The sequence below is a fragment of the Streptomyces sp. NPDC012510 genome (genome assembly GCF_042955065.1).
Lineage (GTDB): Bacteria > Actinomycetota > Actinomycetes > Streptomycetales > Streptomycetaceae > Streptomyces.
On the sequence record NZ_JBIBEN010000013.1, the window covers coordinates 263,028 to 276,716 of the forward strand.

The window sequence follows — 13,689 nt, forward strand, 5'->3', positions numbered from 1 at the left end:
CGACCTGTGGATAACTCGGGCACTTCTCCACGAAAACCCTGCCGGACTCCCGCCGCAGGTCTCGCCGGAGCCCCCATAAGAACGGATGTTCGAATTTGGTGTCAAGCGCACCACTCGGCGTCCGGGAGGACTTCCGGAAGCGGGGATTCACGCAAGGGGTGCGCAGCCCCGGCGCGGTGCCGCAGCACCGGTGGAGGGGCTGCGGCTCCGGTGGAAGGGCTGCGGCTCCGGTGGAGGGGCTGCGGCTCCGGTGGAAGGGCTGCGGCTCCGGTGGAAGGGCTGCGGCTCCGGTGGAAGGGCTGCGGCTCCGGTGGAAGGGCTGCGGCTCCGGTGGAAGGGCTGCGGCACACCCTCCTGGGCGACCGATGGTGGCGCTAGGAGGCACCGTTCTCGGGGCCGACGCTTTCCTCTGGCCCGGGTCCCTCGCTCCCGGACTGCCCGTCCTGACGCTTGACGTCCTCCTGCCCGTCCGGACACTCGGCGTCACGACGCGGGGAGCCGTCGCCCTGCGGGGCGTTCGCCGGATCGTCCGTCGTGCGTCTCGCGCCCCGCTTGTGGTCGAGCTTCTCCTCCAGTCGCCTGCGCACGCGTATGAGGACGTCGCCGTCGGCCGTCTCGCCCTCCGTCCGACGCGGGCGCCTTCTCAGGCGGGCGAGGAGATTGCCCGATCCGCGTCCGCGGTGCCCGTGCACCCGGGGATCGTCGGTGACGTCGTACCGCTTCACGTACGCGCCTAGGAAGGCCTGGAGGGTCGCGATGGCTGGGATGGCGATGAGCGCGCCGACGGCACCGAGGAGGGCGGTGCCCGCGATGACCGATCCGAAGGCGACGGCCGGGTGGATGTCGACGGTCTTGGCGGTCAGCTTGGGCTGCAGCACGTAGTTCTCGAACTGCTGGTATATGACCACGAAGACGAGGACCCACAGCGCGTACCAGGGGTTGACCGTGAAGGCGATCAGCATCGGCAGGGCACCCGCGAGATACGTGCCGATGGTGGGGATGAACTGCGAGACCAGACCTACCCAGACGGCGAGCGCGGGCGCGTAGGGCACGTCCAGGTACTGCAACAGGACGTAGTGCGCCGTGCCGGAGATCAGCGCCATCAGACCGCGCGAGTAGAGATAGCCGCCGGTCTTGTCCACGGCGATCTCCCACGCGCGCAGCACCTCGGCCTGCTTGGCGGGCGGCAGCACGGAGCACAGCGCGCGCCGCAGTCGTGGGCCGTCGGCGGCGAAGTAGAAGGAGAACAGCGCGATCGTCAGTAGCTGAAACAGGCCGCCCAGAACCTGCGCGGAGACGTCGAGGACGCCCGTGGCGCTGTTCTGCACGTACTTCTGCAGCCAGTCGGAGCGCAGCAGCCCCTCCTGGATGTCGACGCGCTTGAGTTCGGTGTGGAAGGTGGTGTTGATCCAGCTGATGACGGAGTCGAGGTACGCCGGGAAGTCCTCGACCATCTTGATGATCTGACCGGCGAGCATGGAGCCGAGCAGGGTGACGAACCCGGCGGCGCCGACCAGCGTGATCAGGAAGACCAGGAAGGTGGCGAAGCCCCTGCGCAGGCCCTTCGAGGCCATCCAGCTCACCGCGGGCTCGATCGCGAGCGCGAGGAAGAACGCGATGAGAATGTTGATCAGCAACCCGATGAGCTGGTGGAACGCCCAGCTACCCAGTTGGAAGACCGCGATGAGGGAGAGCGCCAGCACCATGGCGCGCGGCAGCCAGCGGGGCATGCGGGCGCTCGTCACCGCACCGGGTCCCGGACCGGCCGGGGGCCGGGTGGGCGGTGTCGTGCCGAGTAGGGACGCCTCGTGCTCGAACTGCGCGGTCTCGTCTGTGGGTGCCACGGAGCAAGTCTCGCCCACGCCACCGACAATCTGTCCCCGCCCCCGGATCCTCCGGGGCGACGACCGGCGACCACTTGGTGGAAAGCGGGCGGTTTCAGCGGTTTTCGAACGGAACGCCCATCGTCGTGCACACCACCCGCCACACGTCCTTGGCCTCCCAGCCGGCGTCCAGCGCCTCGTGCACGGTGCGCCCGCCGAGGCCGGACATCACATGATCGCGCGCGAAGGTGTCGGCGTACCCCTCACCGAAGTGATCCGCCATCCGCTGCCAGAAGACCGTCAACCGCATGAGTCCAGTATCCGCCCCAGGGGGTGGGCCTGGCCGGGAGGGCCTTCCGATACCGCTTTCCGCCCTACGGTCGGACCCATGGCCGAAACCGGAGCATCCCCACTCCCCTCGTCGTCCCCCGCGCACACCCCGCTCGCCCGCGCGGAGCAGTTCCTCTGGCTGACCGCGCGCGTGCTGGAGCAGCGTCGCTTCGCGTACTACTTTCTGGACGGCGAGGCCGATGCGGTCGAGACCGCGCTGGCCGCCTACCGCAACGCCGACGAGGGCTATGGCCACGGACTCGAACCGGACCTGCGCGGACCGGTGAGCCAGCCGCTGCACACCGGGCACGCGCTGCGTGTCCTGGACTCGATCGGACGCTGCGGCGGGCAGCGTGTGGAGCGCGTGTGCCGCTATCTGACCTCGGTGTCCACCCCGGACGGCGCTCTTCCGGCGGTGCACCCCAGCCAGCACGGCTATCCGGCGGCCCCGTTCGTGCCGATCGTCGACGACCCACCCGGCGACCTGCTGGCCACCGGGCCGGTGGTGGGCCTCCTGCACCGCAATCAGGTGTGGCACGCGTGGCTGTTCCGGGCCACCGACTTCTGCTGGCAGGCGGTCGAGTCCCTGAAGAAGTCACACCCCTACGAGGTCCACGCCGCCGTGGCGTTCCTGGAGTCCGTACCCGACCGCCCGCGCGCCCAGGCGGCCGCCGACCGGCTCGGCCGCCTGGTGCGCGATCACCGGCTCGCCACGCTGGACCCGGGGCGGCCGAACGACTACCCCGTGGCCGCCGGATACGCGCCGGGCGAGCACCACTACCCCCACGACTTCGCCCGCACCCCGGAATCGCTCGCGCGCGCGTGGTTCACCGACGAGGAGATCGCCCGCTCCCTGGACTTCCTGGAGAGCGAGCAGACGGAGGACGGCGGCTGGCCGATCCGCTGGCGCCAGTGGGCCCCGAGCACGGCCATGGAGAGCCGCCCGATCGTGACGATCGAGGCGCTGCGGACGCTGCGGGCCTACGGGCGGCCGATCGGCTGAGGGCGCGCACACGCGCGTTGCCGTGCGAAAGAGTCCACGCGCGCGTGCCGCACGATGGCCGTGTCAGCCGGTCATCGCCCGCACCCCCGCCGTCACGAGCACCGCAGCGGCCACCACGATCAGGAAGGGAGCGCGCAGGAGCAGCGCGACGGCGGCTGCGGCGAGCCCCGCGGCTCTCGCGTCCAGCACCAGGACCCGCCCGTCGGCGAACGTCTGCTGGGCGGTGAGCGCGGCGAGGAGTGCCACGGGCAGCAGGGCGGCGAGACGCCGGACGAGCGGCCGTTCCAGGACGCCCTCGGGAACCAGTAGGCCGACGAGCTTGACGGCGTAGCAGCCGACGGCGGTGACGACGATGGCGATCCACACGTTCATCGGCCCTCTCCCCCTCGGTCGTCCTGTCGGTCGTCCTGTCGCTCGATCCGTCGGTCCCGTCGTCGGCCGTCCTGCCTATCCGCCCGCCCCGTGGGCTGCCCCCGTTCCCGTTCGCTGTCAATGCCGCCACCGTTCCGGTCCTCCGGCCGGTTTTCCGGCCCATCCTCCGGTCGGCCTGCCGGTCGGCCTCCGGCCACGCGACGTCCCTCCGCCCAGAGGACGAGGGGCGCGGCCGCCGCGGCCACCAGGACCGGCACCCCCGCGGGGAGTACGGGCAGCAGACCGAGCCCCAGGACTACGGCGATGCCCGCGACGGCCCGCTCGGCGGTGGTCCTCAGCATCGGCGCGAGAAGGGCCAGGAAGACGGCGGGCCCGGCGGCGTCCAGGCCCCAGGCGTCGGTGTCGCCGATGGCCTCGGCGCCGAGCGCGCCCAACAGCGTGGTGAGGTTCCACAACACGTAGAGGGTGAGCCCGGTGACGGTGAAGCCGACGCGGGCGGCGCGCCTCGCGGGCTGGGCGAGGGCGACGGCCGCGGTCTCGTCGATGACCCACTGGGCGGCGAACGGCCGCACCGTGCGCGGGAGGGCCAGTAGCTGGGAGAGACGCAGCCCGTAGAACGCGTTGCGCACACCCAGGAAAAAGGCCCCGGCGGCCGCCGTGAACGGGTTGCCGCCGGCCGCGAGCGCCCCCACCAGGGCGAACTGGGACGCCCCGGTAAACACCAGCAAACTCAGCGCGCAGGTCTGCAGCAGGCTGAGCCCACTGCCTGCCGAGGTCACCCCGAAGGCGAACCCGGACAGTCCCACCGCGACCCCGACGCCCAGGGCGTCCCGGACCACCGCTCTGTCGGGTTTCCCGCCCACGCCGACGCCTACGCCGTCATAGGTCTCTGCTTGAGCTGTCTGTTCAGTCGCCACGCTCGGACGCTACGAACAACCGCCCTGGTGGGTCTTGTACGTTCTTGCGCTCGCGCCCGTCGGCGCCACCGCCCGCGCGTTCCCGCTGGTACGCGCCGGGAGGCACACCCACGATGCGGCTGAAGTGGCGGTTGAGGTGCGGTTGGTCGGTGAAGCCGACGGCGACGGCGGCCTCGGCGGGAGCCGTGCCCGCGTCGAGCAGGGCCCGGGCCCGGCGGACTCGGGCGTCGGTCAGCCAGGTGTGCGGCGGCATTCCGTACGCCGCGCGGAAGGCCCGCAGCAGGGCGAAGGGACTGGTGCCCAGGTCGGCGGCGAGCCGCTCCAGGGTCGGTGGGTCGGCCATCCGCTCCTCGAGCAATGCACGCGCGCGTGCCGCGACGGGGGCTCCGGCCGTGCGCACGGCACGCTGGGGCAGCGGCCCGCCGTTCAGGCGCAGCAACCGGGTCACGGCCACCCGCAGAAACGTGTCCGCGGCGAGTGCGTTGCCTTCGTCCACGGCCCGCAGAACCCGGTGGACGAGGCCGGCGGCGTACGGATCGTCGAGCACGGGGCTCGTGAAGCCGGGGGTCCCTCGGATCGTGGTGGTCTCAGCGGCGATCCCGGCCACCACGGCCGGTGACGGGTAGACCGCCCCGTACCGCCAGCCCTCGGGCACACCCGCCCGGCCGGTGTGCGGCGTGTCGGGATTGACCAGGGCCAGCGCGCCCGGGCCCGCGTACTGGTCGGCGCCGCCGTGGTGGAAGACCTCGACGCCGTCGGCGATGGCCGCGATCACGAAGTGCTCGTGGGTGTGCCGCACGAACTTCTTCTCGACGTACCTCGCCCGCAGCAGGTCGACGCCGGGCAACTCCGCGTACTGCCAGTGCCTCGCCCGCTCCGCCGAACCCGCCATGCTCCCCATTCTGCGCCGTCCTCTCTCCGGAGGGGCCCAGCGGTCCCGAGCACCCCTCCCTCCTCCGCCCTCGGCCCGCGCCGTTTCCGCAGGTCCGGGCCGTTGTCAGTGGGCGGGTGCAGGATGGGGGCATGGTCAGCTCCGCAGATCGGGCCCTCGACGGCTTCTCCCCCGCGACCCGCGGCTGGTTCACGGGGGCCTTCTCCGCGCCCACCGCGGCGCAGGCAGGGGCGTGGCAGGCGATCGGCGAGGGCTCGGACGTGCTGGTGGTCGCCCCGACCGGCTCCGGCAAGACCCTGGCCGCCTTCCTCGCCGCACTGGACCAGTTGACGTCGAGCCCGCCCCCGGCCGACCCGAGGAAGCGCTGCCGGGTGTTGTACGTGTCCCCTTTGAAAGCCCTCGCGGTGGACGTGGAGCGGAACCTGCGCAGTCCGCTGACCGGTATCCGGCAGGAATCGGTGCGCCTCGGGATGCCCGAGCCCGAGGTGAAGGTGGGCATCCGCTCCGGCGACACCCCGGCCGCGGAGCGCCGCGCCCTGTCCACCCGTCCCCCCGACATCCTGATCACCACCCCCGAGTCGCTGTTCCTGATGCTGACCTCGGCCACGCGTGACGCGCTCACGGGCGTGGAGACGGTGATCCTGGACGAGGTGCACGCGGTCGCGGGCACCAAGCGCGGCGCCCATCTCGCGCTGTCCCTGGAGCGGCTCGACGAGCTGCTGCCGAGGCCGGCGCGCCGTATCGGTCTGTCCGCCACCGTGCGTCCCGTGGACGAGGTCGCGCGCTATCTCTCCCCGCGCCGTCGGGTGGAGATCGTCCAGCCCCCGTCCGGCAAGGAGTTCGACCTCTCCGTCGTCGTGCCGGTCGAGGATCTGGGCGAGCTCGGCGGCTCCCCGGTGGCCGACGGCAACGAGGGGGCGGAGCGGCCGTCGATCTGGCCGCACGTCGAGGAGCGGATCGCCGACCTCGTCCAGGCCCACCGCTCCACGATCGTGTTCGCCAACTCCCGCCGCCTGGCGGAGCGCCTGTGCAACCGGCTCAACGAGATCGCGTACGAGCGGGCCACCGGCGAGCCCCTGGACGAGCATCACGCCCCGGCCGAGTTGATGGGAGGCTCGGGCGCGGCCCAGGGGGCGCCCCCCGTGCTGGCCCGGGCGCACCACGGCTCGGTCTCCAAGGAGCAGCGGGCCCTGGTCGAGGAGGATCTGAAGGCGGGCCGGCTGCCGGCCGTGGTCGCCACCTCCAGCCTCGAACTGGGCATCGACATGGGCGCGGTGGACCTCGTCGTCCAGGTGGAGTCACCGCCCTCGGTCGCCTCCGGCCTGCAGCGTGTGGGCCGCGCGGGGCACCAGGTGGGTGCCGTCTCCACGGGCGTGGTCTTCCCCAAGTACCGGGGCGATCTGGTCCAGTCGGCCGTGGTCACCGAGCGGATGCGCAGCGGCGCCATCGAATCCCTGAGGGTCCCCGGAAATCCCCTGGACGTGCTGGCACAGCAGCTCGTCGCCATGACCTCGATGGACACCTGGCAGTTCGACGACCTCCTCGCCACCGTCCGCCGCGCCGCGTCCTTCGCCTCGCTCCCCGAGTCCGCGTTCACCGCCGTCCTCGACATGCTGGCGGGCCGCTATCCGTCCGACGCCTTCGCGGAACTGCGCCCACGCGTGGTGTGGGACCGGGTCGCCGGCACGATCACGGGACGGCCGGGCGCCCAGCGTCTCGCGGTCACTTCCGGGGGCACGATCCCCGACCGCGGCCTCTTCGGTGTCTTTCTCGCGGGCGCCGACCCCAAGAAGGGCGGCGGCCGGGTCGGCGAGCTCGACGAGGAGATGGTGTACGAGTCCCGCGTCGGGGACGTCTTCACCCTGGGCACCAGTTCCTGGCGCATCGAGGACATCACCCGCGACCGGGTGCTGGTCTCTCCGGCGCCGGGTGTCCCCGGCCGCCTGCCGTTCTGGAAGGGCGACCAGCTCGGCCGCCCGCTCGAACTGGGCAGGGCGGTCGGCGCGTTCCTGCGCGAGGTGGGCTCCCTCCCCCAGGAGGACGCCCGTCTGCGCCTGGTGGCCGCCGGGCTCGACGCCTGGGCCGCGGACAACGTCCTCTCCTACCTGGCCGAACAGCGCGAGGCCTGCGGCCACGTCCCCGACGACCGCACGATCGTCGTCGAACGCTTCCGCGACGAGCTGGGCGACTGGCGGGTCGTCGTCCACTCCCCCTTCGGCGCCCAGGTCCACGCCCCCTGGGCTCTCGCCCTCGGCGCGAAGCTCTCCGAGCGGTACGGCATGGACGCCCAGGTCATGCACGCCGACGACGGCATCGTGCTCCGCCTGCCCGACGCCGATCTGATGGGCCTGGACCTGCTCGACCAGGAACCCATGAAGGCCGGCACCGAGTACGACGCCGAGCAGGCCCCCATCGGCGCGGCGGACGTCGCCTTCGACAAGGGCGAGGTCGACCAGATTGTCACCGACCAGGTGGGCGGTTCGGCGCTGTTCGCGTCCCGCTTCCGCGAGTGCGCCGCCCGCGCGCTCCTGCTGCCCCGCCGCAACCCCGGCAAGCGCACCCCCCTGTGGCAGCAACGTCAGCGCGCGGCCCAACTGCTCCAGGTCGCCAGCGAGTTCGGTTCGTTCCCGATCGTCCTGGAAGCGGTCCGCGAATGCCTCCAGGACGTCTTCGACGTTCCCGGCCTCACCGAGCTGATGGGCGACATCGAGTCCCGAAAGGTCCGCCTCGTCGAGGTCACCACCCCGGAGCCGTCCCCCTTCGCCCGCTCCCTCCTCTTCGGATACGTCGCCCAGTTCCTGTACGAGGGGGACTCCCCGCTCGCCGAGCGTCGCGCCGCCGCCCTGTCCCTGGACTCCCGGCTGCTCGCCGAACTGCTGGGCCAGGCGGAGCTGCGGGAGCTGCTCGACGCCGAGGTGCTGGTCGAGCTGGAGCAGGAGCTCCAGTGGCTCACCGAGGACCGCCATGTCAAGGACGCCGAGGGCGTCGCCGACCTGCTCCGGGTCCTCGGACCGCTCACGGACGCCGAGTTGGCCGAGCGGGGCGCCGAGCCGCAGTGGGCGCGCGAGCTGGCCAGAGCCCGCCGCGCCCTCAGCGTCCGGATCGCCGGCGCCGACCACTGGGCGGCGATCGAGGACGCGGGCCGTCTGCGCGACGCGCTCGGCACAGCCCTGCCGGTCGGTGTCCCGGAGGCCTTCACCGAGCCGGTCAAGGACCCCCTCGGCGACCTCCTCGCCCGGTACGCGCGCACCCACGGCCCCTTCACCTCGGCCACGGCCGCCGCCCGCTTCGGCCTCGGTGTGGCCGTCACGGACGGTGCGCTCCACCGTCTGGCGGCGAACGGCCGCGTCGTCCAGGGTGAGTTCCATCCGGCCGGCATCGGCCAGGAGTGGTGCGACGCGGCCGTGCTGCGCCGTCTGCGCCGCCGCTCCCTGGCAGCCCTGCGCCATGAGCTGGAGCCGGTGTCGCCCGCCGCGCTCGCCCAGTTCCTGCCGCAGTGGCAGCACGTGGGAGGTGGGCATGTGCTGCGCGGCATCGACGGCCTGGTGCGTGCGATCGAGCAGTTGCAAGGCGCTTCGGTCCCCGCCTCCGCCCTGGAGAAGCTGGTCCTGCCGTCCCGGGTCGCGCACTACACGCCCGCGATGCTCGACGAGCTCACCACGTCCGGCGAAGTCGTCTGGGCGGGCGCCGGAGCCCTCCCCGGCAAGGACGGCTGGGTCTCGCTGTACCTGGCGGACACCGCCCCGCTCCTCCTGCCGCCCCCGCACCCCCTGGAGCCGACCGCGCTCCACGAGTCGGTCCTGAGCGCCCTCTCCGGCGGCTACGGCCTGTTCTTCCGCCAGATCTCCGACCAGGTCCGCGCGACCACCCACCCCGACGTCACCGATCCCCAACTGGCCGACGCCATCTGGGACCTGGCCTGGTCGGGCCGGCTCAGCAACGACACCCTCGCCCCCATGCGCTCGTTCCTGGGTTCGGGCCGTACGGCGGGCTCCACCGCCCACCGCGCCAAGCGCACGGTCCCGCGCGGCCGGTACGGCTCCCTGACCGCCGCCGCACGCCCCCAGTCCCGTACGGGCCCACCCACGGTCGCCGGCCGCTGGTCCCTCCTGCCCGCCCATGAGCCCGACCCGACGGTCCGCGCCCACGCCCTGGCCCGCACCCTCCTGGACCGTCACGGCGTCGTGACCCGAGGCGCCGTGGCATCCGAGGGCGTCGAGGGCGGTTTCTCCGCGACCTATCGCGTCCTCTCCGTCTTCGAGGAGAGCGGTCAGGCCCGCCGGGGCTATGTGGTCGAGGGGCTCGGGGCTGCGCAGTTCGCGATGGACGGCGCCGTGGACCGCCTACGCGCGGTGGCCAACGCCCGCGACCGGAACGAGCCCTCGGGTCCCGCCCCGAGTGATTTCCCCGATCACCACGGCTCAGCTCCGACCTCGGCTCCCTGGGACGACTTCCCCGACACCCGCCCCAACCGCACCCGCACCGCCCCGTCCCCCCGAGCCACGGTCCTGGCCGCCGCCGACCCCGCGAACGCCTACGGCGCGGCCCTCCCGTGGCCGGACCCGCCCACCGAAGCCGGCCACAAGCCGGGCCGCAAGGCAGGCTCCCTCGTCGTGCTGGTCGACGGCGAGCTGACCCTCTACATGGAGCGCGGCGGCAAGACCCTGCTCGCCTGGCCCGCCGACCCGGACGCCAGACCCATGGACGACCCCCGCCTCCGCCCGGCCGCCGAAGCCCTGTCCGCTGCCGCCCGCGCGGGCTCCCTGGGCACGGTCACGGTGGAGCGCGTGAACGGCACCTCGGCCCTCACCTCCCCCCACGGCCCCCTCCTGGAAGCAGCGGGCTTCATCGCGACCCCGCGCGGCCTCCGCATCCGGGCGTGAACCCGTCCGCTCCCGGCCCAGAGGGGACGCGGGGAGCCGGGGACGACCTCCCGGAGCCCGCTCGGGCCCACCGACCACGGCCGCCGGGCTGTCGGCCCCGGGCCCCGGGCCCCGACCCCCGAAACCGTGCCACCCTTGACCCATGCCCGAAGGCGACACCGTCTGGCAGACGGCGAGGCGACTGCACACCGCGCTCGCCGGCAAAGTCCTGTACCGCTCCGACCTCAGGGTCCCGAGGTACGCCACGGCCGACCTCACCGGCCGTACCGTCCTGGACGTGACCCCCCGCGGCAAGCATCTCCTCACCCGTGTCGAAGGCGGCCTGACCCTCCACTCCCACCTACGGATGGACGGCTCCTGGAAGGTGTACCGCGACGGCGAGCGCTGGCGCGGCGGCCCCGCGCACCAGATCCGCGCGATCCTGGGCACCAGCGACCGCACGGCCGTCGGCTACCGCCTCCCCGTGCTGGAGCTGATCCGCACCACCGACGAGCACCGTGCCGTCGGCCACCTCGGCCCCGATCTGCTCGGCCCGGACTGGGACCCCGACCAGGCCCTCGTCAACCTCCTGGGCGACCCCACCCGCCCCCTCGGCGAGGCCCTCCTGGACCAGCGCAATCTCGCCGGTATCGGCAATGTCTACAAGAGCGAGCTGTGCTTCCTGCTCCGGGTCACCCCCTGGCTCCCCGTCGGCGCCCTTCCCGAGGACGTCGCCGCCCGTCTGCCGGCCCTCGCCAAGAAGCTCCTCGAAGCCAACCGCGACCGCCCGATCCGCAGCACGACGGGCGATCGCCGCCACGACCTCTTCGTGTACGGCCGAGCCCCCCGCCCGTGTCTGCGCTGCCACACCTCCGTCCGCGCGGCCGACCAGGGAGACGGCTCCCGCGAACGTCCCACGTACTGGTGCCCCACCTGCCAGGCGGGCCCCGCCCCGGCCCCGGGTACTCCCCTCTCGACACGCCCACGCCCACGCCCAAACCCTCGTCCAATCAATTGACGCTCCGTCAGAAACCCTCGTACCGTCGCCTCATGTCCATTCCGGCGTACGACCTCACCGGCCGCACCGCGTTCGTCACCGGCGCCGGCAGCGGCATCGGTCGCGCGTCGGCCGTGCTGCTCGCCGAGGCGGGCGCGAGCGTGCACTGTGCGGACCGCGACGCGCAGGGCCTGCACGAGACGGTGACCCTCATCAAGGCCGCCGACGGCACCGCGCACACCCATCACCTCGACGTCACCGACCGCGCCCAGCTCGCGCGGGCGGTGGCAGCCTGCGAGCAGGTGCACGTGATGGCGGCGATCGCCGGGATCATGCACAGCAGCCCTGTGCTGGAGACCCGGGACGAGGACCTCGACCGGATATGGAGCGTCAACTTCAAGGGCGTGCTCCACGCCTGCCAGGAAGCGGCCCGACGAATGATCGCCGACAGGACGCGGGGCAGCATCGTCACCATGGCCTCCGGCGCCGTCGACACCGGCGGTCCGGGGCTGCTCTGCTACGGCGTGACCAAAGCCGCGGTGGTCCAGCTGACCAAGACCCTGGCGACCGAGGTCGGCCCGCACGGCATCCGTGTCAACGCGGTGGCACCGGGCTGGATCCGCACGCCCATGACCGACCGCGACGACAGCGAGGCCCAGGCGCGGACGGAGTCGTCGATGGCACGGCTGTCACCTCTGGGCCGGGTCGGCGAACCCGAGGACATCGCGCACGCCGTGCTGTATCTCGCCTCCGACGCCGCCTCGTTCACCACGGGTCAGATCCTCCGCCCGAACGGCGGGGTGGCCATGCCCTGGTGATCGCGGCCCCCACCGCACTCCCCAGGGCCGGGCCACCCCTCGCGCCCCCTGACGCGCCCCCCGACCGCTCCGGCGCCCGCTCCTTCGGCACGCAGTGCACGGGCAGGAGACTCAGTCCCCACCCGCCGGCCGCGACCGCCCCCTCCACCGCACCGGCGTCCGGCACCAGCGCGAGTCGCAGCACGCCCCACCACCACAGCGCACCAAGCCCCAGAGCCGCCCCCCAGCGAACTATCCGCATGGCCGCCACCTCCAGGCCTCCGGGCCCCCAGAACGACGCTAGGCGGCCCTCGTCACGGCCGGAGAGGGCGCACCACCGGCACAGGGACGCACGGCGCCCTCATGAGGACCGCGCCCACAGATCTCCTGATGCGCCCCGCAGCCGCACACCGCCCTCTTCACGCCCCCGACGCGTCCACCGGTCAGGGCACACCCACGCATACCGAGAGAAGCGCCACGCGCCGGCCGGTCGCATCGGCCGCCGTCATCCGTTCTCGGCCTGGAACATCCAATGGTGCTTCTCCAGGTCCGCCGTGATCTGGATGAAGATGTCCTGGCTCACGGGGTCCGCCTCGGCGGTGCTCTCCACCCTCGCCCGCATCCGGGTGATGACCGCGCCGAGCGCGTCCACCAGAGCCCCCACCGCGTCCGCGTCCTTGACCCAGCCGTCGGGAACCTTGCCGATCCCGCTGCTGGCGGCCACCGTCCCGGCCCGCCCGTCCGGCGAGACGCCGAGGGTGGAAGCGCGTTCGGCGACCGTGTCGGAGTGCAGCCGGGCGGTGTCCACGACCTCGTCGAGCTGCAGATGGACGGAGCGGAAGCGCGGCCCGACCACGTTCCAGTGGATCTGCTTGGCCACGAGCGAGAGATCGACCAGGTCGACCAGGGCCCCTTGCAGCGCCTCGGAGACGGTCTTGAGATCGGCTTCGGACAGCGGACTCTTCACCACGTACATCGGCACGCTCCGATTTCTTGAGACGACCGTACGACCCTGTGCACCCGTACGACCCTGTGCACCCGTACGACCCTGTGCGCCTTGTCACGGCCGTACGAACGAGTCGCACGCACGCCCCCGAGCCCGCCCCTCCACCATGACGGCCCACCACCACCCCGGCAAACGGGAGCTCCCGAGTAACACAGAAGCCCCGGCCGGCACCCCCAGGTATCCCTGGAGGCCCCGACCGGGGCTCCCGCTTCGCTCACTGCTTCATCGGCGCATGCCGAACCTCACACGAGCCGTCACGCCGCGACGACGTCCACCGCTTCGGCGGGCGCCTTGATCGTGACCCGCTCCGGCGGCACACCCGCCACCGAGACGGAGTTGAGCATGGGTCGACGCACTGGTGCTGGCACCGGCTCGGTGGCCGCTGCGGACTGGGCCAGCTCGGCAAGGGCGAGCTCGTCGCTCACTTCCCGCATGAGCTCGGACATCCGTACGTCCAGCGCGTCGCAAATGGCGGAGAGCAGCTCGGAGGAAGCCTCCTTCTGCCCCCGCTCCACCTCGGAGAGATAGCCGAGTGAGACTCGGGCGGACGAGGAGACTTCGCGCAGAGTACGGCCCTGGCGCTGGCGCTGCCGACGCAGCACGTCACCCAGCAGGCGACGGAGCAGAATCATCGGTGGCTCCCTCCTCGGACCGCGTAGCCGCATCCTTCACGCCCCACCGTACCGCCTT

12 protein-coding genes are annotated in these 13,689 nt (G+C 72.6%); 4 read left to right on the forward strand and 8 right to left on the reverse strand.

Annotated elements, in window-relative coordinates:
* Nucleotides 1-374: 374 nt before the first annotated feature.
* The gene (locus tag ACFY9I_RS24910; RefSeq protein WP_391005152.1) at nucleotides 375-1,844 is read right to left on the reverse strand and encodes an AI-2E family transporter; all 1,470 of its coding nucleotides are present in this window, start codon (nucleotides 1,842-1,844) and stop codon (nucleotides 375-377) included.
* Nucleotides 1,845-1,938: 94 nt separating this feature from the next.
* Nucleotides 1,939-2,133: a DUF3046 domain-containing protein gene (locus ACFY9I_RS24915; RefSeq protein ID WP_391005154.1), complete on the reverse strand. Its 195-nt coding sequence runs from the start codon at nucleotides 2,131-2,133 to the stop codon at nucleotides 1,939-1,941.
* A 78-nt stretch (nucleotides 2,134-2,211) separates the two neighbouring features.
* On the opposite strand from ACFY9I_RS24915, the gene ACFY9I_RS24920 reads away from it, so the two are divergent.
* The gene (locus ACFY9I_RS24920) at nucleotides 2,212-3,156 is read left to right on the forward strand and encodes a hypothetical protein (protein ID WP_391005156.1); all 945 of its coding nucleotides are present in this window, start codon (nucleotides 2,212-2,214) and stop codon (nucleotides 3,154-3,156) included.
* 63 nt (nucleotides 3,157-3,219) lie between these two features.
* Here ACFY9I_RS24920 and ACFY9I_RS24925 read toward each other — a convergent pair whose 3' ends face one another.
* From ACFY9I_RS24925 to ACFY9I_RS24935, 3 genes are read right to left on the reverse strand one after another with little or no spacing between them, the layout of a single operon-like run.
* The gene (locus ACFY9I_RS24925; RefSeq protein WP_391005158.1) at nucleotides 3,220-3,528 is read right to left on the reverse strand and encodes an AzlD domain-containing protein; all 309 of its coding nucleotides are present in this window, start codon (nucleotides 3,526-3,528) and stop codon (nucleotides 3,220-3,222) included.
* Nucleotides 3,525-4,445 (reverse strand): AzlC family ABC transporter permease, encoded by a 921-nt coding sequence (locus ACFY9I_RS24930; RefSeq protein WP_391005160.1) that lies wholly within the window; start codon nucleotides 4,443-4,445, stop codon nucleotides 3,525-3,527. Before ACFY9I_RS24930 ends, ACFY9I_RS24925 begins: the two co-directional genes overlap by 4 nt.
* Nucleotides 4,435-5,337 (reverse strand): AraC family ligand binding domain-containing protein, encoded by a 903-nt coding sequence (locus ACFY9I_RS24935; protein WP_391005162.1) that lies wholly within the window; start codon nucleotides 5,335-5,337, stop codon nucleotides 4,435-4,437. The genes ACFY9I_RS24930 and ACFY9I_RS24935 overlap by 11 nt, the downstream gene beginning before the upstream one ends.
* A 131-nt stretch (nucleotides 5,338-5,468) precedes the next feature.
* Between ACFY9I_RS24935 and ACFY9I_RS24940 the strand changes: the two genes are divergently transcribed.
* From ACFY9I_RS24940 to ACFY9I_RS24950, 3 genes are all read left to right on the forward strand, one after another.
* Nucleotides 5,469-10,220, forward strand: a complete 4,752-nt coding sequence (locus ACFY9I_RS24940; RefSeq protein WP_391005164.1) for an ATP-dependent helicase — start codon at nucleotides 5,469-5,471, stop codon at nucleotides 10,218-10,220.
* A 142-nt stretch (nucleotides 10,221-10,362) separates the two neighbouring features.
* Nucleotides 10,363-11,217, forward strand: a complete 855-nt coding sequence (locus tag ACFY9I_RS24945) for a DNA-formamidopyrimidine glycosylase family protein (RefSeq protein ID WP_391005166.1) — start codon at nucleotides 10,363-10,365, stop codon at nucleotides 11,215-11,217.
* A gap of 32 nt (nucleotides 11,218-11,249) precedes the next feature.
* A complete protein-coding gene (locus ACFY9I_RS24950) occupies nucleotides 11,250-12,014 on the forward strand; it encodes an SDR family oxidoreductase (RefSeq protein ID WP_391005168.1) in 765 nt (254 codons plus the stop codon).
* Here ACFY9I_RS24950 and ACFY9I_RS24955 read toward each other — a convergent pair.
* The 3 genes from ACFY9I_RS24955 to ACFY9I_RS24965 form a co-directional block, all read right to left on the reverse strand.
* Nucleotides 11,962-12,255 carry a hypothetical protein gene (locus tag ACFY9I_RS24955; RefSeq protein WP_391005170.1) on the reverse strand — a complete coding sequence of 98 codons (294 nt, stop codon included), beginning with the start codon at nucleotides 12,253-12,255 and terminating at the stop codon, nucleotides 11,962-11,964. The two genes, ACFY9I_RS24950 and ACFY9I_RS24955, sit on opposite strands and share 53 nt — an antisense overlap.
* 243 nt (nucleotides 12,256-12,498) lie before the next feature.
* The gene (locus ACFY9I_RS24960; RefSeq protein ID WP_391005197.1) at nucleotides 12,499-12,969 is read right to left on the reverse strand and encodes a ferritin-like domain-containing protein; all 471 of its coding nucleotides are present in this window, start codon (nucleotides 12,967-12,969) and stop codon (nucleotides 12,499-12,501) included.
* A 284-nt stretch (nucleotides 12,970-13,253) separates the two neighbouring features.
* Nucleotides 13,254-13,631: a helix-turn-helix domain-containing protein gene (locus tag ACFY9I_RS24965; protein WP_005481441.1), complete on the reverse strand. Its 378-nt coding sequence runs from the start codon at nucleotides 13,629-13,631 to the stop codon at nucleotides 13,254-13,256.
* Nucleotides 13,632-13,689 lie beyond the last annotated feature (58 nt).

Excerpts from the sequence above, each read along its gene's own strand:
- ACFY9I_RS24915 (WP_391005154.1), bottom strand. The coding sequence starts at position 2,133 with ATGCGGTTGACGGTCTTCTGGCAGCGGATGGCGGATCACTTCGGTGAG.
- ACFY9I_RS24935 (WP_391005162.1), bottom strand. The coding sequence starts at position 5,337 with ATGGCGGGTTCGGCGGAGCGGGCGAGGCACTGGCAGTACGCGGAGTTG.
- ACFY9I_RS24920 (WP_391005156.1), top strand. The coding sequence starts at position 2,212 with ATGGCCGAAACCGGAGCATCCCCACTCCCCTCGTCGTCCCCCGCGCAC.
- ACFY9I_RS24925 (WP_391005158.1), bottom strand. The coding sequence starts at position 3,528 with ATGAACGTGTGGATCGCCATCGTCGTCACCGCCGTCGGCTGCTACGCC.
- ACFY9I_RS24965 (WP_005481441.1), bottom strand. The coding sequence starts at position 13,631 with ATGATTCTGCTCCGTCGCCTGCTGGGTGACGTGCTGCGTCGGCAGCGC.
- ACFY9I_RS24945 (WP_391005166.1), top strand. The coding sequence starts at position 10,363 with ATGCCCGAAGGCGACACCGTCTGGCAGACGGCGAGGCGACTGCACACC.
- ACFY9I_RS24960 (WP_391005197.1), bottom strand. The coding sequence starts at position 12,969 with ATGTACGTGGTGAAGAGTCCGCTGTCCGAAGCCGATCTCAAGACCGTC.
- ACFY9I_RS24955 (WP_391005170.1), bottom strand. The coding sequence starts at position 12,255 with ATGCGGATAGTTCGCTGGGGGGCGGCTCTGGGGCTTGGTGCGCTGTGG.
- ACFY9I_RS24950 (WP_391005168.1), top strand. The coding sequence starts at position 11,250 with ATGTCCATTCCGGCGTACGACCTCACCGGCCGCACCGCGTTCGTCACC.
- ACFY9I_RS24940 (WP_391005164.1), top strand. The coding sequence starts at position 5,469 with ATGGTCAGCTCCGCAGATCGGGCCCTCGACGGCTTCTCCCCCGCGACC.